General features: G+C 43.7%; 21 protein-coding genes. 5 read left to right on the top strand and 16 right to left on the bottom strand.

Annotated features, from left to right (window positions below; translation table 11 throughout):
- Window positions 1-4 precede the first annotated feature (4 nt).
- A complete protein-coding gene (locus ACFVQB_RS21280; RefSeq protein ID WP_379443612.1) occupies window positions 5-1,885 on the bottom strand; it encodes a cache domain-containing sensor histidine kinase in 1,881 nt (626 codons plus the stop codon).
- Between the two features lie 176 nt (window positions 1,886-2,061).
- On the opposite strand from ACFVQB_RS21280, the gene ACFVQB_RS21275 reads away from it, so the two are divergent.
- The 5 genes from ACFVQB_RS21275 to ACFVQB_RS21255 all read left to right on the top strand — a co-directional run bounded on the left by ACFVQB_RS21275 (window position 2,062) and on the right by ACFVQB_RS21255 (window position 6,684).
- Complete coding sequence (locus ACFVQB_RS21275; RefSeq protein ID WP_379443609.1) at window positions 2,062-3,363, top strand: ABC transporter substrate-binding protein; 1,302 nt, start codon at window positions 2,062-2,064, stop codon at window positions 3,361-3,363.
- A gap of 99 nt (window positions 3,364-3,462) precedes the next feature.
- On the top strand, window positions 3,463-4,335 hold the full coding sequence (locus tag ACFVQB_RS21270; RefSeq protein ID WP_379443606.1) for a carbohydrate ABC transporter permease: 873 nt from the start codon (window positions 3,463-3,465) through the stop codon (window positions 4,333-4,335).
- 1 nt (window position 4,336) lies between these two features.
- Window positions 4,337-5,161 carry a carbohydrate ABC transporter permease gene (locus tag ACFVQB_RS21265; RefSeq protein ID WP_379443603.1) on the top strand — a complete coding sequence of 275 codons (825 nt, stop codon included), beginning with the start codon at window positions 4,337-4,339 and terminating at the stop codon, window positions 5,159-5,161.
- Window positions 5,162-5,263: 102 nt separating this feature from the next.
- The gene (locus ACFVQB_RS21260) at window positions 5,264-5,689 is read left to right on the top strand and encodes an Rrf2 family transcriptional regulator (protein WP_379443601.1); all 426 of its coding nucleotides are present in this window, start codon (window positions 5,264-5,266) and stop codon (window positions 5,687-5,689) included.
- 137 nt (window positions 5,690-5,826) lie between these two features.
- Window positions 5,827-6,684, top strand: a complete 858-nt coding sequence (locus ACFVQB_RS21255; RefSeq protein ID WP_379443599.1) for an SDR family oxidoreductase — start codon at window positions 5,827-5,829, stop codon at window positions 6,682-6,684.
- Between the two features lie 190 nt (window positions 6,685-6,874).
- Here the strand turns inward: ACFVQB_RS21255 and ACFVQB_RS21250 are convergent, their stop codons facing one another.
- The 15 genes from ACFVQB_RS21250 to ACFVQB_RS21180 all read right to left on the bottom strand — a co-directional run bounded on the left by ACFVQB_RS21250 (window position 6,875) and on the right by ACFVQB_RS21180 (window position 18,424).
- Window positions 6,875-7,411: an RNA 2'-phosphotransferase gene (locus tag ACFVQB_RS21250; RefSeq protein ID WP_379443596.1), complete on the bottom strand. Its 537-nt coding sequence runs from the start codon at window positions 7,409-7,411 to the stop codon at window positions 6,875-6,877.
- Between the two features lie 85 nt (window positions 7,412-7,496).
- Complete coding sequence (gene imm48, locus ACFVQB_RS21245) at window positions 7,497-7,940, bottom strand: Imm48 family immunity protein (RefSeq protein ID WP_379443594.1); 444 nt, start codon at window positions 7,938-7,940, stop codon at window positions 7,497-7,499.
- Between the two features lie 179 nt (window positions 7,941-8,119).
- Window positions 8,120-9,016 (bottom strand): nucleotidyl transferase AbiEii/AbiGii toxin family protein, encoded by an 897-nt coding sequence (locus ACFVQB_RS21240; RefSeq protein ID WP_379443591.1) that lies wholly within the window; start codon window positions 9,014-9,016, stop codon window positions 8,120-8,122.
- Between the two features lie 42 nt (window positions 9,017-9,058).
- Window positions 9,059-9,640, bottom strand: coding sequence for a hypothetical protein (locus ACFVQB_RS21235; protein WP_379443589.1), 582 nt, complete (start codon window positions 9,638-9,640; stop codon window positions 9,059-9,061).
- 466 nt (window positions 9,641-10,106) lie between these two features.
- Window positions 10,107-10,607, bottom strand: a complete 501-nt coding sequence (locus tag ACFVQB_RS21230) for a SecY-interacting protein Syd (protein WP_379443587.1) — start codon at window positions 10,605-10,607, stop codon at window positions 10,107-10,109.
- Between the two features lie 48 nt (window positions 10,608-10,655).
- A complete protein-coding gene (locus ACFVQB_RS21225) occupies window positions 10,656-11,132 on the bottom strand; it encodes a hypothetical protein (protein WP_379443585.1) in 477 nt (158 codons plus the stop codon).
- A gap of 211 nt (window positions 11,133-11,343) precedes the next feature.
- Window positions 11,344-11,643 carry a hypothetical protein gene (locus ACFVQB_RS21220; protein WP_379443581.1) on the bottom strand — a complete coding sequence of 100 codons (300 nt, stop codon included), beginning with the start codon at window positions 11,641-11,643 and terminating at the stop codon, window positions 11,344-11,346.
- A 369-nt stretch (window positions 11,644-12,012) separates the two neighbouring features.
- Window positions 12,013-12,510, bottom strand: coding sequence for an SMI1/KNR4 family protein (locus ACFVQB_RS21215; protein WP_379443577.1), 498 nt, complete (start codon window positions 12,508-12,510; stop codon window positions 12,013-12,015).
- Entirely contained in the window at window positions 12,503-13,399 is an 897-nt protein-coding gene (locus ACFVQB_RS21210) for a deaminase domain-containing protein (protein WP_379443573.1), read from the bottom strand. The genes ACFVQB_RS21215 and ACFVQB_RS21210 overlap by 8 nt, the downstream gene beginning before the upstream one ends.
- Before the next feature lie 387 nt (window positions 13,400-13,786).
- Window positions 13,787-14,041 carry an immunity protein YezG family protein gene (locus ACFVQB_RS21205; RefSeq protein ID WP_379443570.1) on the bottom strand — a complete coding sequence of 85 codons (255 nt, stop codon included), beginning with the start codon at window positions 14,039-14,041 and terminating at the stop codon, window positions 13,787-13,789.
- 361 nt (window positions 14,042-14,402) lie between these two features.
- Window positions 14,403-14,726 (bottom strand): pentapeptide repeat-containing protein, encoded by a 324-nt coding sequence (locus ACFVQB_RS21200; RefSeq protein ID WP_379443566.1) that lies wholly within the window; start codon window positions 14,724-14,726, stop codon window positions 14,403-14,405.
- Window positions 14,695-14,907 (bottom strand): hypothetical protein, encoded by a 213-nt coding sequence (locus tag ACFVQB_RS21195; RefSeq protein ID WP_379443562.1) that lies wholly within the window; start codon window positions 14,905-14,907, stop codon window positions 14,695-14,697. The genes ACFVQB_RS21200 and ACFVQB_RS21195 overlap by 32 nt, the downstream gene beginning before the upstream one ends.
- Window positions 14,908-15,018: 111 nt before the next feature.
- Entirely contained in the window at window positions 15,019-15,435 is a 417-nt protein-coding gene (locus tag ACFVQB_RS21190) for a hypothetical protein (protein WP_379443559.1), read from the bottom strand.
- A 1-nt stretch (window position 15,436) separates the two neighbouring features.
- Window positions 15,437-15,826: a tetratricopeptide repeat protein gene (locus tag ACFVQB_RS21185; RefSeq protein ID WP_379444452.1), complete on the bottom strand. Its 390-nt coding sequence runs from the start codon at window positions 15,824-15,826 to the stop codon at window positions 15,437-15,439.
- A gap of 51 nt (window positions 15,827-15,877) precedes the next feature.
- Complete coding sequence (locus ACFVQB_RS21180; RefSeq protein WP_379443555.1) at window positions 15,878-18,424, bottom strand: contractile injection system protein, VgrG/Pvc8 family; 2,547 nt, start codon at window positions 18,422-18,424, stop codon at window positions 15,878-15,880.
- Between the last annotated feature and the right edge of the window lie 64 nt (window positions 18,425-18,488).

Raw genomic sequence — 18,488 nt, 5'->3', positions numbered from 1 at the left:
GAGTTTAACTGTGCTCCTTTCGAATGGAACCGCCAATCGTAATGCTGACGCCGCCAGAAAGATGATTCGAAATATGCATATGTGCCGCGGAACCATACCATAATTTGAGTCTGATCCAGATGTTTTTCAATCCCATACCGTTGATCTCAAGTTCTGGCATGCGCTCCCATTCCTGTGATTGTTGTATGTACTGCTGGATGAGCGTGAGCGCCTCGGGTTCCATGCCAGGTCCGTTATCTTCGACTGTCATTTGCCATGTCTCCTGCACGGTGTCCAGTTCTCCAATGATATGCAGCTTCCAGGGTGGTGTATCACGCAGTCCATATTTCATGACATTTTCCAGCAAAGGCTGAATCAGCAGCATGGGTACCTGAAGATTTTTCATCGAGTCCGGAACATGGAATTCATAAAGCAAATCATCTTCGAACCGAATTTTCATACACTCCAAATATCGCTCACAGTAGTCGATTTCTTTTTCCAATGGAACACCGCTTTTGTTCGGAGCCGAGATGTAACGCAGCATGGATGCGATATGACCACAGAACGCAACGATCTGTTCATTCATGCCTTCCTCCGCCATAATGCTGATGTTCGTAATGTTGTTATACAGAAAGTGTGGGTTCATCTGGGACTGCAACGCCAGCAATCTGGCATCCGTTTCCTGAGATTTGATCGCCAGCATGTCCTGGAAGGATTGCACAAGCTGTTGATTCAATTGAATAAACGTATCATTCAGCTCATCCATCTCACGGATGGACCCCGGATATTCCAACTTGAACAACTGACCAGAGTCCTGACCCGTGGTCAGATCGTGGACGCCAGTTTTTTGAATAATGCGCTGCAAACGATGGAGCGGTAAAGTAACACGTTTGGAGATCAGGTATGACAGGAGCAGAATAAGAATCAAGGTAGCTAAAGTAGCACCCATGAACAGAAGAGCCATGCGATTCAGATTCGCAAAAAGGGATTGTTTGGACTGCATCACGATAACCGTCCATCCGGTCTCCTGCGAGGTCGTGTAGGTCATCATTTGCTTCGAATTTCCATTGGGATCTTCCACTTCTTGCATCGTTCCCGACGGATTGTGATCGTTACGAATCAAGTTAACAACGTCGGAATGGATTGTTGTTAACGGATGTTCATTGGACAAAAAAGGATATAAAAGCTCATTTCGTTCACTCAATACATAGACGCTCAGATCTTCGTTCCCGGCTTGCATATCGTTTAAATGCTGGAACAGGGTTCCGGCATCCTGCAAGATTTCGACTACTCCTTGCGAGACATAATTTCCATCCTTATACACCCGGGTAAGGGAGAGATATTGTTTGCCTGACTCCCCCTGCCCTGTTGGCATCGGTAAAGCCCCACCATCGAGTAAGCTTATGACACGCCAGCCATTGCGCGTCCACGTTTCCTTGTACCACGGTCTTTCGGTCAGATCTACGGACAGCTGTCCATTAAACGCGCCCGCTCCCAGCATTTTACCGTTCACATCATAGATATTCGCTTGTTTGGCTGTGTTGGAGCTGCTAATGATCGCCAGAATGACATCAATCAGCGTTGTTGTATCCTTGTAAAAAGCCGGGTCACTCGCCAACGTCTGTTCATTGTCCTCCGCTGGAGATAAATAGTGACTGAAGTGCTCCTTGACCAGATTGGAATATACGATGTTCATGGAGAAATTGTTCATTTTGACGATTTCCTGATCCAGATTGCCCACCATCGAGTTCCCCAGCTGTTTCTGCTGTTCGGCACTTCGACTACGAATGTCATTGGCAAGAAAAACATACAAGAGACTGGCCACAATCAATGAAAATACAATAAATACCGCAGAGTAGTAGGCAAACAGACTTTGCTGAAGCGTCCTGAATCGGTACTTAACCATCTCACACCTCGTTATCTGATGATGTCTTGCAACTTACTCGAAAATGTCCACCCAACAGGACGCTTTTGTCTATTGAGCGCATTCTTTGTTCCGCGTAAAGTTATCCACATAAGAATACGCTTACATGAAGCGTTTCTGCAAGAGACAATATTCTTTATTCCATGGGAGGTTCATTAATGAGAAAACGATTTCTAGTATCCCTTGTAGGTGTGCTGTTGCTCTCCAGCCTGCTTCTTGCCGGATGCAATTCCGGTGACTCTTCCGAAAGTTCAGGCAAAGTAACGCTAACCTTTGGAACAAGCCAGAGCGGCATTCCACGTACGGGTATCATGCAAACGATGGCTAAGGAATATGAGCAGGAAACGGGTGTGAAAATTGACTTTCAGGTGGTCCCTGACGCCCAGTGGCGTGACCTGATTAAGGTGAAGCTCGCCTCCGGTGAGGCTCCTGATATTTTCAATGTCGATGTGGACCCGCTGAGCATGCCTGCCAACGTAAGACCTGAGGAAAATGCAATTGATTTGACCAATGAGGAATTTACAGGACGCATGTCCAAAGAGATTTTACCAACGGTCAGCTATAAAGATAAGGTGTACGGGGTTTCTTTTGCACCATCGAAAATATGGTATGTGTACTATAACAAACGTATCTTTGAAGAGCTCGGCATCCAGCCGCCAACGTCCTACGCCGAGTTCAAGGCGATCAGCCAAAAAATCAAGGACAAGGACATCATTCCGTTCTATCAGGCGCCTGCCAGCGGATGGTACCAGGTGCTGCCTTTGTTCGAAACCGGTCCGAACTATGAGCAAGCTACGCCGGGAACGTACGAGAAGCTGAACAACAATGAGATGAAGGTCGCGGATATGACGCAGCTTAAATCGGTCATTGAACAGTTGAAGGAATTTGCGGATCTTGGTTATTTCGGCAAAGACTTTTTATCCAATACGGTCGAAGCAGGAATCGAAGCCTTTGGTCAGGAGAAAGCAGCCATGCTGCTGCGGGTTCCAGGTACGGAAAAGGAAGTGTCCGAGGCTTATCCAGCGATGGCGGACAACATGGGATTCTTCGTCATGCCGTGGGGAGACAATCAGACGATTGGTGTAAATCCGGGCGGTTCAGCTGCGATGTTCGGCAACAAAAACAGTAAACATCCCGAAGAGGTACTGAAATTCTTCCGCTGGATTACTGAGCATGATCATCTGCAACGGGTGTTCGATGAAGGGGAAGGCAATCTGACGATCTGCTGGCCGGAAATCGAACCAAAGCTGACGCAGGATTATATCGATTATGAGAAAAATCATGAAAAAGGTACGGTCATGCAGGCTGCCGTCAAATATATTGATCCGCAATGGATGGATATTGGCAAAGACTTGTCTGGCATGTTCGCCGGGGCGATGACACCGGATCAGATTCTGCAAAATATTGATAAACGCCGGGCTGAACAAGCGAAGGTGCTGAAGGATGAGGCGTGGCAATAACCGCATATCTCAAGGTAAACATAAACGCTAAACAGCTTTACATGCAGCGGGCACTTGCCCGCTCATGTATTTTCGCAGGAAGGACAGGTGTTACGAGTTATGAACGCAAACAAAATCTATCCCTGGTATTTCTCATCCGGAGCGATTGTACTGTATCTGCTATTCATCGTCGCTCCCGCCCTGCTGGGCATCTATTATTCCTTCACCGACTGGAACAGTTATAGTTCGGAGAAGAACTTTATTGGACTGGAGCATTTCCGCACCATTCTGGCGGGTGATCCGACATATCTACTTTTTATCAAAAATACAGTCCTGTTCACGCTGGTTACATCCATTGCCAAAACCGTTCTGGGCCTGTTTCTGGCCCTGCTGCTGGTCAGCGGTGTGAAGGCCGCCAATCTGCATCGGATGATCATCTTCTCCCCACAAGTGCTCTCATTCCTGATTGTGGGTCTCGTGTTCAAAAGTCTGCTCGATCCGAATAACGGGTTCGTTAACGTGACCCTGCGTTCATTGGGACTGGGCGTTCTCGCCCAGAACTGGCTGGGCTCCCTGACCTGGGCCATGCCGTCCATTATGGCCGTGGATACGTGGAAAGGCATGGGCTACATCATGGTGCTGTTCATCGCCGGATTGCTCGCCATCCCCCGCGATTATTACGAGGCCGCATCCATAGACGGCGCTGGCTTCGGGCAGAAGCTGTTTCGTATCACGATTCCGATGCTGATGCCTACGATCACCATCGCCACGGTGCTGAATATTACATACGGGCTGAGAGTATTCGATGCTGTATACGTGCTGACGAACGGTGGACCCGGCAACGCCACGGATGTCATTAACACAGCGGTATATTCCTCCTTTGCCAAAGGGTACTGGGGACTCGGAAGTGCGTTATCCACCATTCTGTTTGTCATCATGGCGATTATCTCCTTCTTTATCATCCGCTTGATGAACCGAAAGGTGGAATACTGACATGAGACTGAAAAAAAGACTGGCTTCCATCGGTTTAAATGTGCTTGCCTGGCTGCTTAGCCTGGTCGTCCTGATTCCTTTTGTCGTCATTGTCCTGAATTCATTCAAGTCCGACGCCGAAGCCAAAGTACTGAAACTGACGCTGCCTGAGAAGTTTATCTTTGAAAATTACAAAATCGTCTATGAACAGGGACACTTGGGAGGTTCCTTTTTCAACAGTCTGCTGCACTCTGCCGCCTCTTCCCTATTGCTGGTGTTTGTAGTGGCCTTCTCGGCATTTACGTTATCGCGTAATCATTCGAAGCTCAGCAAGTTCCTGTACTTCTTTCTCATCCTGGGCATTACACTGCCGCTCAACTACATTCCGCTGATGGAGGTCATGAAGTCGCTGGGTATGATCAATTCACATCTCGGCATGATTCTGCTCTATACGGCCATGGGGATTCCGATCTCGCTATTCATCACATATGCGTTTGTATCCAATATTCCGAAAGAACTGGATGAAGCAGCGATCATGGACGGATGCAACGGAATCAAGCTGTTTCTCAGAATTATTGTGCCTTTGTTAACCTCTGTACTGGTTACGGTATTTGTTCTTAATTTCCTGAGTGTCTGGAATGAGTTTACCGCCCCACTCTACATGCTTAATACCGTCGAGATGTGGCCAATGACACTCGCTGTCTATAACTTCTTCGGACAATTCAGTGCTCAGTGGAATCTGGTGAGTGCGGATATCGTGCTTACGTCCCTGCCTGTGTTGATTGTGTTCCTGATTGGGCAAAAATATATAGTCGGCGGTCTGACGTCCGGGGCGGTTAAAGGTTGAACTGTATCAGAAGTGAGAATTCAATACATCTGGTACTTTGAAATTTATAATTGACATTGAGGTTATTTGTAACTATTATAGTTACAACGGTGGTGATCATCCATGAAACAAATCAGCAGTCGCTTTTCCATCGCGGTTCATACGCTGTCCTTGATCGCTGTTGTGCCTAATGAGTGCACAGGAGATTTTATCGCCAAAAGCGTGAATACAAATCCCGTCATTATTCGGCGCATTATGTCCAAGCTGAAACAGGCCGGCCTGATTGAGGTCAGACCTGGTGTCGGCGGTGCTTCTTTGTTAAAGGACCCCGCGGACATTACCCTTTTGGATATATATCGTGCACTTGAGGTTGTGGAGGATGGCGAGTTGTTTAACTTTCACAAACACCCGAACCCAAATTGTCCGGTTGGCAGCATGATCGAACAAACCTTGCGCGCCGAACTTATTGAGGCTCAGATAGCCATGGAGCAGCGTTTGAAACGTGTAACGATACAACAGATGATGGATCAGGTTCACGTCTCTGAATAAAAAAAGCTCATTACGAGCTTTTTTTAAACCTTTCGTTGTAATCACACCTGTTATAACACATACGATTACATCCATTCATGTAGATTGACATTTCACATTAGTGTCGACACACAACTACCTTATAGGAGGAAAACACAATGAAAATTTTAGTTACTGGCGCAACAGGTCATTTGGGTTCACTGGTCGTAGAGGCTTTGTTAAAAACGGTGTCTGCTGAGGATCTGGCTGTAAGTGTACGCAACCCTGAGAAAGCGGAAGCGTTGCGTGCTCAAGGTGTTGACGTTCGTCAAGGTGATTTCGATCAGCCTGAAACGCTGGAAAAAGCATTTGCAGGGGTAGAACGGCTGCTGCTGGTCTCCACCGATGGTGACAATGAAACGCGTATTCGCCAACATCAAGCTGCTGTGGACGCTGCCAAGAAAGCAGGCGTTGGCTTCATTGCTTACACCAGCGTTGTGAATGCGGAGAAAAACACTCTCTCCTTAGCTGAAGTACACCGCGCTACGGAACAGGCTATCCGCGAATCCGACATTCCTTATTCTTTCCTGCGTAATAACTGGTACCTGGAAAATGAAGCAGGCAGCGTTCAAGCAGCTACCCAGGGTGCTCCTTGGGTGCATGCAACTAACACGAGCCAAGTGGGCTGGGCTACTCGCAATGATTATGCCCATGCTGCGGCTGCAGTACTTACAGGTGAGGGACATGAGAATTCAGTATATGAGTTGTCTGGTAAACTGCGTACTCAAGCTGAACTCGCGGCTATTGTTGGTGAAGTGCTTGGACAGGACATCAACGTGCAAAACGTGGACGATGCCGCATACGCTGACATCATGAAAGGTGCAGGTCTGCCAGACTTTGTCGTATCCATGCTGGTTGATATGCAGAGTGCCATCCGTGAAGGCGCACTGGCTGTAGAAAGTGATACATTGGAAAAATTGCTCGGCCGTCCGGCTCAACCCCTGAGCGAGGGTGTTAAAGCCATTTTGGGCAAGTAATTTTAAATAGAAGATAATAAAATGGAAATAATAAGGGACACACCAGCGAATGTTGGATGTGTCCCTTTTGGTGTTATAAAACAATCTTTAAAACGATATAGCAGTTGATCGGATAACTGTTCATTGAACCGGTCCGATTGCGAATTAAATTCGATGTAGATATCGGTAGTCTCCATCACCGTTACATCGATCATTGCTCGATATACCGTGCCGGAATGTGATCGGCCAGCCAAATATTTTCGTTACCATGATAGAAGAGAAGTCCGTCCTTGGCCGCTTGAGCGGCATTAATTTTCAATATTACCGGCTCGTCATCACGTCTTCTTCCCACCTGATTGGCGGTATCCATATCTGCGGACAGATGAACATACTGCCTCTGCCGAGGCTGCAAACCTTGCTCCATAATGGAAGCAACCGACCGCAGTGGCGTGCCATGATAGAGTATCTCCGGTGGATCGGCAGGTATTTTGGATATCTTTTGCGGAGTCGAATGACCATATAATGCCCGAATGCGGCCAGAACGGATTTCATGTCTCTTTTTCTCAGAAGCTTGAATCATCTGCTCCAGATCGGCTTCCGTGACGTCTTTCCACTGTGGACTCTCATGTAAAGCCACCAGCAATTGCGGAATCTCCACCCAGCCCTCTTCGTCCAGCTCCAGCTCATACTCCCAAGGGGCGTGACGCAAGGCGTATGAGAGCTCTTTACTTAATTTCATCAGATCCATTGCGCTCATCTCCCAAACAAGTTAAACATTTCATTAAACACATATCCTGTCTGTACCATTACATGAAAGGGTGAACGCTACTTCTTCAGTTTCTTTCCGGTTGTACCGCGGCTAAAATCTCCTGAATGTTGCGGCCCAACCCTTCATCGTCTTCCTGGTTAAATTGACGGTGTCCATCAATCCCACGATGAATAATCGTGTTCATCACGGGATGCACCTCACGGTCTGAAGCCACCCGGATCAGATCATCGGCAAAATCCACCGCCTGCTGCTCACTATAGTTAAACGGCTTAATGAGCATCCGGATGCTCAGTGCATGAGCCTGCGGCTCCGCGAGTTGATCCCGATGGGTTATGCCATATACAGCGCCAAATCCAAAAGCAGCAATCACCTGACGCTCCAGTTCCGTTGTCTGTTCCAAAGGCGTACCGATCAGTTCACAAATTTTGCCCACCATCTGCTCCAGCTCTGAGGCAGCCGCAGCCAAAATTAAGTCGTTAATATCATCAGCGTTGATAAAATCAGTCATATTGTAATTCTCCATTTCTGAGCCGTATTGGATCCATTCTCTCAGACTCTATGAGAACATTGTATCGGAGATAGGGTGTTCCTTTCAAATTCATCTGGGGATAAAGGCGAAGTGTAAGCCTCCAAAGTAGCTTTCTTGCAGAAAGCTTTTAGCTCCGCTTCTTCAGTACATGAAAATCTCTATTTAAGCGTGGTGCAGATTGGTAAATGTTCATATGCGTCATTGTTAATCCCGGCATGATTCATGGTTCTGCGCAGCTCTGTGACAAACTCGATAAAATATACTTCAGGGCTGCGACTTCCAGCATAATACTGCAGGTCATAATCGTAGTTTAACCTCGAATATACATCATTCAGATCGTCAACCAGTACCTTTTTCATATCCTCTCTTGTAATTGCTGGGTCTACATTGCACTCGTTGACCAGGGTCTGTAGTGTCTCCTGCAGAGCCTGTTGATCGTATGACGGGTTAGACAACAGATGCTGCAAATCATACAAGTCTTTGAACCGGGGCCTTACGATTGTTTGATGTAGCTTCCATGCAATCTGAATCGAGAGTGGTACGGTGTGAGGAACGACAAAAGCTTCTCCAACCATGGGTTGGTACGAAAGAGCAACAGACTTCTCATTCAAGTCCAGGTTAAAGGATATATCAAGATGCAGCTCATCCTCATATGCATTTTCGTTCCTTGGTTCACTATCAATATAAAAGGCAAGCTCCGTGTTCACCGTCGGAAAATCATCCGCCATCGCGTAGTCTATTCTCCGCCAGAAAGTATTCTCGCGAAAGCTTCGGAATACAATACCGTCATTCAGATCCATCTCTGTCACCCGAACCATCCAGTCTGTAAATATTTCATTGGCTTGGTCCTCAGTCTCAATTCGACCTACATACAAAAAGTCGATGTCATCAACATAACGAACATTGGGATTCTCCAAATACTGTCTTGTCAATAAGCTTCCTTTTAATATAAATGGACTATTCACCAGAGAAGCGCGCTTCAATAGAGCTTCTAACACAACAATGAATCTCTCATCCTCATTCAAGCTATGTAATTGTATATTTTTTCCAGACACCTGTTCTCCTCCTCTATTCTTCTCATCGTACTCAACATTCGGTTAGATCCATCCACGATCCAGTTCTTCCCGACTGTCATAGATGCACAGTTCATATTGCTGTTTTAACAGTTCGATCTTATTCTGCTGTAAGATATTATGTATCTTCTCTACTCTGCTATAGAATTTTTCAGAACTATTATATTCTCTGACCGTAACAAATCTAATTTCCCCATTCGCATTCAGCGAGTTCCTAGAGATATGTCCGCCTGAGTCGGCGCACAACTGCTTCAACCTGACTACATCATCAACATACACTTTACCATGCCATTCAAAATACGGGGTGGAATGCGCAACCATTCGCTGATGAAAATACTTCTCTTCCTTCGCTGGAACCTCTACCTTTGTTCGTACAACTGTAAAGTCGTTACCTTGGAACCTTGTGACCAACTGTTTAATGATGCTGTCCACTTCATCAAAATCAGTACTATGTATTAAGCCTGTAATCATCGGCTGATGGATGTATTCACCCTGATCCAGCACGATCATAACCGGTTTAACTTGCTCCACCTGACACAGTTCAATAAAGCTTTCCTTCTCTTCAAACGTTAAATCATTCACTGTGATATGAAACTCAAATTCCATTTACTCACTCCCTGTCGTTTCTCTATGTTGCTATATGTAATCGTTATTTGTCATCGAAGTCTCTGAATAACCTTCTAAGTTATTCATCGGTTTCCTGTTTTATATTGTTCAGCTATTTTCAAAATCTTAATTATATTAAGTCATCACAACATAGAACTTCGTGTATTCTTTATTCAAATGTTGGCACTCCGTAGTATAGAATTTTTGGAGGCGAAACTAACTTGTTAAAATATAAATATATCTTTTGATCATCCCCCCTAATCTTAGATTCAGGTAAGCTACTGTACACGGTTATACGATAATAGCCATTATCTAAAGTAATATTGATGTTCTGGGCATCCTAAACCCATTCTATTATATCGTATAGGTCCCGAATGCAAATGCGATTATCTCTAACTTCGATCCATAACCTCGTACAAAGACTGTCAAGTCTAATACATGTTCTTCAGGGTAGCCACTTGAAATTTCAAATCTTACGTTCCTGGCGATCCTGTGGCAAAACCCTTCTTTCGTACTCTTCAAGAAATACTTTTCCCGTGATATTATGGACAACTACAGTCAGACCATTGGCTTCCAAACCGATTGGAATATATTCGATTTCACCATTATGTTGATAATCCGATATTTTATCCAACAGGTTTGTTAGTTCACTCGACGGAATTGCTGCATCTAAATTGATATTGTATTGCTCGATCCAACCTGCCAGTTGGAAGAAATAATATGAGTTGAAATATTGTTTTATCGACTCGTTTAGAATGAGATTAAACTTTTCTTCAATGCTATCAAATGCTGTTAATGCTTTCTTGAGTATAGGCTTCCAAGATACGTAACCTTCCTTATTTCTTTCCCCAATATACAAAAGTCCTCCCTCCTTATCAGTCGAGGCAGTGAGCGGCAACGTTCCGTTAAATTGTTCCCAAGTGATTAAATACGGTTCAAAATATTTTTTGATCGATTCTTTAACCATATCGAATCTCCTATTTGATTTTATTCATCAATGTGAACTATATCTAGATTATACGAATCCGAGTCTCTTCAGGAGTAGATACCACTCGTCCACGTCAACTCCCGGTAAGATACTTCTGTACCCGTTTCCAAATACATAGTTGAATAAGAAATCATCCCACTCCCCCATGTTTTCTTCTACTTGTATTCCCTCTTCTTCTTTCAGAACGTATAGCAAACCGGAGTTTCTGTTAATCACTAACGGCTCATACAATACTTGTCCAACTTCAAGCCAGTCACCCACATCATCCATCCAGCTTGTTAGACGATATTGGTTCTTGTTCAGTTCTTCATATGACCAAAAATCAATCCCACCACAACGCGCACTATTACTTATTCCAAAAAAATCATAGTACTGTCTCATGTGTGGGGTATCTGCATTTATGACTTCAATACCTGAATTTATTTCACCATAAATAATACTGTCATCATCCTGCACTAACGCTTCATTAACTTGTTCTATAACATTCTTAAGTTGCGAATTCATAACCCAATCTCCCTAATCTAGGTTTATTTCCAATAACACTAAGCCCTCTTATATTCAAAAAATCCATCACAATTGAAAGCGTTGTAATTATCTAATATGGATAAATCTCAAGGACTAAACAATACATGAATAAAATCCGTGAAACTTTTAGAGATTAGACTTACATTTTTATAAGAAGGACTAAACCCCTCGTCCTCTCTATCTACGAGATCTAATAATGCCTCGTTCGTATAATCCCCTCGGGCGGCATAGATGCCCGCGTTCGCCAAATCCGGACTTCACGAATGACCGGGTTCATACCGGCTACATCGAGTACGGTCTGAGTCACATCCAGCACTTTATCCCAGAAACCTTTTTTCTCCTCTTCCGGTTCCTCTTCCACCTGCACCTCGGACACAAACGGTGCTTCTGGTACCGGCTCCAGATCCTCCACGGTTACGGGCATTTTGATTAATCCATCCAGTAGCACTTCGCTGCCCTTCAGATCAGTCATGCCGTCCAGAAGAATCATACTGCTGTCTCCGCAACTGAAGGAAGATCGTCTCCTGGGCCTCGATCCCCATCTTTTTCTCGCTCTCTAGGGAAGATTTAATTCAAAAAAACAGGTCAATCATGATAGCATCTGACCATAATCGACCTGTTCATTGCAATGCAAGAGCTTTATTTAGGTTATACTTTTCAAGCATTTGATGTGCGTACAAATAAATTGGTGAAATCTTCATACGGGTATTACATGGCTTATATATGTTATTAGTTGAATGATGAGTTAATTCGGCACTAGGTATCCCCCACCATTATGTTTGTTGGGGTCTATTTACACAAAGTTAATAACAGATTCGAAATATGTTTTCATTCTCAGATAGTTCTTGTTTGACTACCTTTAATAACGTTGAAGTTCACCATTATATTTTTTTATCAAAAACTCTGAAAAACTATCACTCAATTTTATAAACTCACCTTGAGTAACTGACTCATCATAGCTTTCTTCAAAAAAATAGACTGGAGGGTTACTACCATCGTTTAGATCAAAAAACCAGTACATGTATCCTTGATGTCCCATAAAAACAAATTGGTCGTCACCTATTCTATTTTTAAAGTTACATTCCTCTAATACTTCTACTGCTCCCTCCTTTAATTCTATATATATTTCTATGTCTTTTATAGTATAGTCTGACCCTTTGAACATAATATAGCCCCTACCAGCACACTCCATAAATTTCAAATACGCTTCAGGTAGTTTTCTACCCTCTGCGATTTGTTTTATTTGCATCATATCATTTGCATCACAAGCCTTAAGATTGCTACTGTAGTTTTCCTTTAAAAACATTAAAAATGAATCTATGTTATTTCCCCCTAAATATTTGTTTCCATTATTCATAAATTAAAACTCCATCCCTATTTTTTATTTGTACTCTAGTAATTATAATATTTTTGAACTCTTCTTGAAATTGATCAATAATATCATTACAACTATTACAAATTTCTCTATCCGAAATAATTTCAATCTCGCCAGAAATATCAGGCGTATCTTTATATTTCTCTCGAAGATATTCGATCATCTTTTGCTCAGAGTCGTTTACTCTTTGTTCAACTGGATCTCTTGAAACATAAGCATTCTCATCTGGCTTATTGAAGTTACCTTTATGGAATGGGATTTTGGGATCTATTCGACCACTAATTGATTGTAAATCAATTATATCGTTACCTATCTTGCCTTTAGTAGCTGCTGCATTTTTCTTCTTTGGACTTGCTTGAAATTTTTTGTAGACATCATCAATTAAGTTTTTATCTTCTTCAGTTGCTTCCCTAAGTATTCGATTGGTCGAGTTTACACCATTACCCGTCCCCTCAGTACCGTCCTTATCCTTCTTGGAATCTGATGTTGACGAATCTTTTGAATCATCACCAGTCTTCCCTTTAGATTTATCCGTTTCCTTTTCTTTCCGTTCAGGTTTGTTTGGATCAGCCTTCGTTTTGTCTTTTTCTTTCGTCTTATCCTTAGGTACATCCTTATGCTTGGCCGTATCCTTGTCTTTCTTGCTCTTGTCCTTATCCCCTGAAGGTTTGGAACTTCCTGAATCCACATATTGACTTAGTTGTTCTAAGCCATAATTCATTGCCTCACTGATCAGCAAGTTCTGCATGAATCCGGTCTCCATGCCGCCCGCCGTCTTGAGTCCGTTCGCCAGTTTCGGTGACTTCATCAGCATATCGTTCAGCTTGCTCTTCAGTTTATTCGCCAAATACGCCGGACTGAAATTGCTCATAAGCCCCTTCGCCTTGGTCATCACCTTGCCCAGTGCACCAGAGAATAGCATCTCCGGTTCTATTCGCTAAATCCGCGATCTAACGGACGACTGGAACCATCCCAAATACAGTTTCTGCTACTCTGGGACTTTTAAAAAAACTCTTTACCTTTTTTCCTTGCTTGTACAAAAAAACGGCATAGGAAGGATGTTTTCCCATACCGTTTTATAATCTTTGTTTCCAATGCCGTCTTTATAATAGACTTAAGGACATTTCTTCCATACATTCCATTTTCCACTTCAATCAACTCATTTATTGAACAATTAATAAAAGAAATGTAGATATTCCTTATTTGAAGTGATTTATTCAAATCGGATTATTAGGATAATCCTCTAAATATCGATTTATTAAAAATTGACTTCGCTCATCATTTGGCTTATATTCAAATATTTGTACTTCCAGATCTTTAGTTGATCACTAAAACCGTAATCAGTCTTATACCAATTCGTATAATCAAAGTTTATATTGAATTTACCTGTGCTATCTAAACTTAGAGTAAAAGCATCTGGTCTCATTGAATTGCCCGAATAGAGTGGTTTAATTTGCACTGTAACTTTTATAGGTGGATCTTCTTTAAAAGCATTGGCCCAATCAGTTTCCATGTCATACCATACTCCGCAACTTCGATTGATATTGCTATTTTATAGGACGAGGTTAAGCAATCGTTCAGCTTATTTTCAGCTTGTAAACCATATCTATTTGACTGAAGTTGCTCGCAAGTCTCTTAGTCTTGGTCATCTCCTTGCCTACTGCTGCACCAGAGATGCATCCTCTGCTCATTAATCATTGTATACTTACAAAAACACATTCCTAGTCGTTCAGCCTTGAAAGTTGTGTCGCAATTCATAATATACATTCCGTCACATACAAAAAAGTGTCCACCACCGCTAGGATTATTTAAACGGTAGTGGACACTGAAAATAGAAAACTATTTTCTATGAAAAACAGGCCTGTTACGATAAACTAAAGTAACAATTTCTCTACATCTTTTTTTACCCCTGCATCAAACGTTGCATTTTCAATAACTGCACCTTTCCAATGTACATTTTTTAAATTTGCACCTTCAAAGTTCGCATCTGTGAAATTACCAGAAGATAAGTTTGCTTCACTAAGATTTGCACCACTAAAATTCCCATTAATAGCAACAACTTTAGATAGGTTGGCTTGAATAAAATCCGAATTCGAAAAATCACCTTCAATTAATATCGCTTCTGTTAAATCAGTCTCATCAAAAACAGCTTCATCTGCTTGAACGCTAGTAAGATCTGCATTCTCCCCGAGCGGCATAGATGCCCGCGTTCGCCAAATCGGCGACTTCACCAATGACCGGGATCATACCCGCTACATCGAGCACGGTCTGAGTCACATCCAGCACTTTACCCCAGAAGCCTTTTTTCTCCTCTTCTGGTTCCGGTTCCTCTTCCACCTGCACCTCGGACACAAGGCTCATCTGGGTAACCATAGTCAAACAAAAAAAACACTCTCCGATTTATCACAAATAACCAGAGAATGTTTGATGTCTACTACCAATTATCCTTTCCACGTTACACTTAATTCCAAATCAAAACCAAGAAATATTTTAATTTTTAAAGAATTCAAGATATTTAGGATCTTTACCTTCAAAACATCTACCTTCAGACTTTTTAAATGCAAAACTAAAAAATTCTTTGGCAAGGTCAAACTCCCCTAATGCATAGGCTGCTTTTGCCGAAATAAATTCTTTATCTCCTGTATCAAAACGCATAAATCCTGTGACAAAAATATTTTTAGACCATTCGTAGGCTTTATTGAAGTCCTTTAAAAGAATACATGTGTCAACAATATCTTTTACTATATGGTAACTTTCGCTATAGATACCTTTCGGCTCTGGTATTAAACTCCAGGCTTCTTCCAGCAATATAATAGATTCTTTATGTTTGCCATTTTGAAATAACTCGTTACTCTCATTGACAATTGCATCAATTTTGACTTGAATATTTACTTGTAATTTGGCCATTTTAGTATCCTCCAATGATATCCTTAATCAGTTCATAGTATTTTTGATCTTCTTCAGAGAAGATTTCATATCCTTCTAACATATATGCCCTCAGAAGGTATTCCTTAGCCTTATCGAGTTCTCCGCATTCTACCAAACTCTCTCCGAGTCTTAATAAAATCAATGGATTTGAAATTCCCTCTGGACAGTTTAAAGCATTAAAAAAACTATCTTTTGCTTGTACATATTCTTCATTCGTAAAATAAGCATCCCCTAATGCTGCATATATCCAGGTGCTTGCTTCCCACTCGTTCTTAGGCAAAGGTACCAATTTTAGCGCAGTTAAATATTTCTTAATAGCCTGTTCTACTTCTCCGTCTTCTGAGAGAGCATCTCCTTCATCGCAAATCATTACAATTTGATCATATAAGTTTTCATCAAGTTCCAAACGATTCACCTCCAATTATTTTTTTGGTGGCAGATATTTTTGGCCCAACTTTGCCCCATCCGATCGGTTAAGACTGTAATGATCTAGTACATAGTTATCCGAACTTAACATCCAATCCCTTACTTCTTTAGATTTTGCCCCATAATTCCTGCCCACATTATTCCACCATGTAACCGCGTCAGTATGAGGGGGATCATTACGATGTGCCATATCTGCTGTACTAAGATCATACCACTCTCCATCACTTGCCATAAACTCGGTTTCACCATCACGAGTCTTTCTAATCCTAGGTGGCTCCTCATTTCTCATTCTTTCTATTACTTCACGTCCAGTTTTAGATTTTTTCCCCGGTGTTCTACCTAAGTATTGCTCTCTTAATTTCTTTTTCTTTTTCTTTTGTGAGTTCGTAGAGTCCTTCTTCTTCCCGCCACCAGAGCTACCCATAATCATCATCGTCGACATTAAAATATTCGAATCCGCATAATTACCGAGCATATCCATTGCGGCAGAGAACATCGCATCGGACATCACATCCGCCATCAGGCCATGTGTGAAATCAGTTGCTTTGTTAAGAGCATTTGACAGCTTCGGCGACTTCATTAGCAGATCGTTCAGCTTACCTTTTAGCTTGTTCGCTAGATCCGCCGGACTGAAATTGCTCGCGAGTCCCTTCGCCTTGGTCATGACCTTGCCCAGCGCACCAGAGATAGCGTCTCCGGCTTTGTTCGCCAGATCGCCGATCGCCTTCGCTACCTGACCCGCTTTATCCGCAATCTTTGTTGCTATACCCGCGACACTGTCGATCACTTTGCCGGCTTTCTTGATCAACTTGGCGCCTTTCATCGCGAGCTTAGCTCCTCCTGCCGCCCAACCAACGAACGGAATTGCAGCTGCGGCGGATAATGCCGCGTTCGTATAATCTCCCCGAGCGGCATAGATGCCCGCGTTCGCCAAATCGGCGACTTCCCCAATAACCGGAATCATACCGGCGACGTCCAGCACGGTCTGAGTCACATCCAGCACTTTATCCCAGAAGCCTTTTTTCTCCTCTTCCGGTTCCTCTTCCACCTGCACCTCGGACACAAACGGTGCTTCTGGTACCGGCTCCAGATCCTCTACGGTTACGGGCATTTTGATTAATCCGTCCAGTAGCACTTCGCTGCCCTTCAGATCAGTCATCCCGTCCAGAATCATACTGCTGTCTCCGCACTGAAGGAAGATCGTCTCCTGAGCCTCGATCCCTATCTTTTTCTCGCTCTCTAGCGTAATCTCCTGCCCGCCGGATGCTACAATTCCGCTATTGCTCTGAATCATGACCCCGCCGCCGTCCAGCGTGATGAACAGACTTCCTTCTGTCGCGATCAGGGACATTTCCGAGTCGGTCATTTTCATTTCTTTGCCATAGTTAGTTCCCCAGCTCTTGGTGGCTGGATCAGCGGTCTTTGGGGAAGGCTGACTGCCGCGGCGGACAGAGCCCATCGCAAATGCATCACTCTCTTGCCCACTGGAGAAATACACCTGAACAGCGGAGCCCGCTTCCGGCATACTGTAAAACCCGCCTCCATCTCCGGCATATACCGCAGAATACGGCATCCAGCTTGCTTCCGATTCGGATTGGTCAGCATCCACATCCAGATGCACTTTCACCGTATCTTTGGTAACCCCGATAATCTTCCCTTCCAGCGCGGCCCCTGCAATGTCATCGTTCCGAATTTCATTTTGCCGAATGCCACTTTCCGGACTAAGTGTGACGGTATGCCGAAGCATGCCCCTTACCGTTCGACTGGTACAAGCGGCGACCTTCAGTTCTTCTTCGTGGAAGAGAACGGTATCTCCGAGCGCCAACCAGCGATGGGTATCCAGCACATAACTCGTAAAGTCTTTCTCCGACACATCAGAGGCTCCCACAGACCAGGCTTCTTTTAAAGCTCTCATATCCCGTCTTAGCGTATATGCCTGATCAGGCAGTTCCGTATAGCGACCATCTGGCACCCCAATATATAATTTAGGAGAATCAGCCGATATTTCGGGAATGATCGCTGCACCGAACCGGGATGCTAATCGGCGTAGAAATTGCCAATCTGTTTCCCGATATTGGAGGGTCAAGGCCCCAAGCTTCGAACTTCCACTCACATAATCAATGACATCCGATTTCGGGTAAGCTTTCAATACCTGGCGAATGACGTCTTCGCAGTCCTGATCCTTGTTCTGGAATGAACGGATACGAGGTTCAATGTCCAGCAAATAGGAATAGGACACGGCCTCCAGTTCCAATATGTATATCCCCTGAACTCGGCGGATACTGACATCCTGCACGAGTCCCTGGAACAGTTTGCGTACTTCCTGCCCCTGATCCCCAATCTCCACCAGGGACACTGTCTCATCCTGAGCCAGTATGTTCAGATCCCCATCTTGATGTTCTTCCGGGATGATGCCTTGTAGATACAGGCGGGCATGATTCCCTGCTTTGCGCTCGATACGCAAATCTTGTATATGCTGCAGCGTGTATGGAGATATACATCGGATATTCCCCATACCCACAGCCGCTTCCACTACACTCATTGTCTCACTTCTTTCCTCTAGCAATGTCAGCACACGGAAGAAAGGACTCAGCTATATTCTAAGA

It is taken from the genome of Paenibacillus sp. NPDC057886, assembly GCF_042796655.1.
Lineage (GTDB): Bacteria > Bacillota > Bacilli > Paenibacillales > Paenibacillaceae > Paenibacillus.
This window is presented reverse-complemented; position numbering and strand designations above follow the sequence as displayed.

Excerpts from the sequence above, each read along its gene's own strand:
- ACFVQB_RS21280 (WP_379443612.1), bottom strand. The coding sequence starts at position 1,885 with ATGGTTAAGTACCGATTCAGGACGCTTCAGCAAAGTCTGTTTGCCTAC.
- ACFVQB_RS21275 (WP_379443609.1), top strand. The coding sequence starts at position 2,062 with ATGAGAAAACGATTTCTAGTATCCCTTGTAGGTGTGCTGTTGCTCTCC.
- ACFVQB_RS21270 (WP_379443606.1), top strand. The coding sequence starts at position 3,463 with ATGAACGCAAACAAAATCTATCCCTGGTATTTCTCATCCGGAGCGATT.
- ACFVQB_RS21265 (WP_379443603.1), top strand. The coding sequence starts at position 4,337 with ATGAGACTGAAAAAAAGACTGGCTTCCATCGGTTTAAATGTGCTTGCC.
- ACFVQB_RS21260 (WP_379443601.1), top strand. The coding sequence starts at position 5,264 with ATGAAACAAATCAGCAGTCGCTTTTCCATCGCGGTTCATACGCTGTCC.
- ACFVQB_RS21255 (WP_379443599.1), top strand. The coding sequence starts at position 5,827 with ATGAAAATTTTAGTTACTGGCGCAACAGGTCATTTGGGTTCACTGGTC.
- ACFVQB_RS21250 (WP_379443596.1), bottom strand. The coding sequence starts at position 7,411 with ATGGATCTGATGAAATTAAGTAAAGAGCTCTCATACGCCTTGCGTCAC.
- imm48 (WP_379443594.1), bottom strand. The coding sequence starts at position 7,940 with ATGACTGATTTTATCAACGCTGATGATATTAACGACTTAATTTTGGCT.
- ACFVQB_RS21235 (WP_379443589.1), bottom strand. The coding sequence starts at position 9,640 with ATGGAATTTGAGTTTCATATCACAGTGAATGATTTAACGTTTGAAGAG.
- ACFVQB_RS21230 (WP_379443587.1), bottom strand. The coding sequence starts at position 10,607 with ATGGTTAAAGAATCGATCAAAAAATATTTTGAACCGTATTTAATCACT.
- ACFVQB_RS21225 (WP_379443585.1), bottom strand. The coding sequence starts at position 11,132 with ATGAATTCGCAACTTAAGAATGTTATAGAACAAGTTAATGAAGCGTTA.
- ACFVQB_RS21220 (WP_379443581.1), bottom strand. The coding sequence starts at position 11,643 with ATGATTCTTCTGGACGGCATGACTGATCTGAAGGGCAGCGAAGTGCTA.
- ACFVQB_RS21215 (WP_379443577.1), bottom strand. The coding sequence starts at position 12,510 with ATGAATAATGGAAACAAATATTTAGGGGGAAATAACATAGATTCATTT.
- ACFVQB_RS21210 (WP_379443573.1), bottom strand. The coding sequence starts at position 13,399 with ATGAGCAATTTCAGTCCGGCGTATTTGGCGAATAAACTGAAGAGCAAG.
- ACFVQB_RS21205 (WP_379443570.1), bottom strand. The coding sequence starts at position 14,041 with ATGGAAACTGATTGGGCCAATGCTTTTAAAGAAGATCCACCTATAAAA.
- ACFVQB_RS21200 (WP_379443566.1), bottom strand. The coding sequence starts at position 14,726 with ATGCCGCTCGGGGAGAATGCAGATCTTACTAGCGTTCAAGCAGATGAA.
- ACFVQB_RS21190 (WP_379443559.1), bottom strand. The coding sequence starts at position 15,435 with ATGGCCAAATTACAAGTAAATATTCAAGTCAAAATTGATGCAATTGTC.
- ACFVQB_RS21185 (WP_379444452.1), bottom strand. The coding sequence starts at position 15,826 with ATGATTTGCGATGAAGGAGATGCTCTCTCAGAAGACGGAGAAGTAGAA.
- ACFVQB_RS21180 (WP_379443555.1), bottom strand. The coding sequence starts at position 18,424 with ATGAGTGTAGTGGAAGCGGCTGTGGGTATGGGGAATATCCGATGTATA.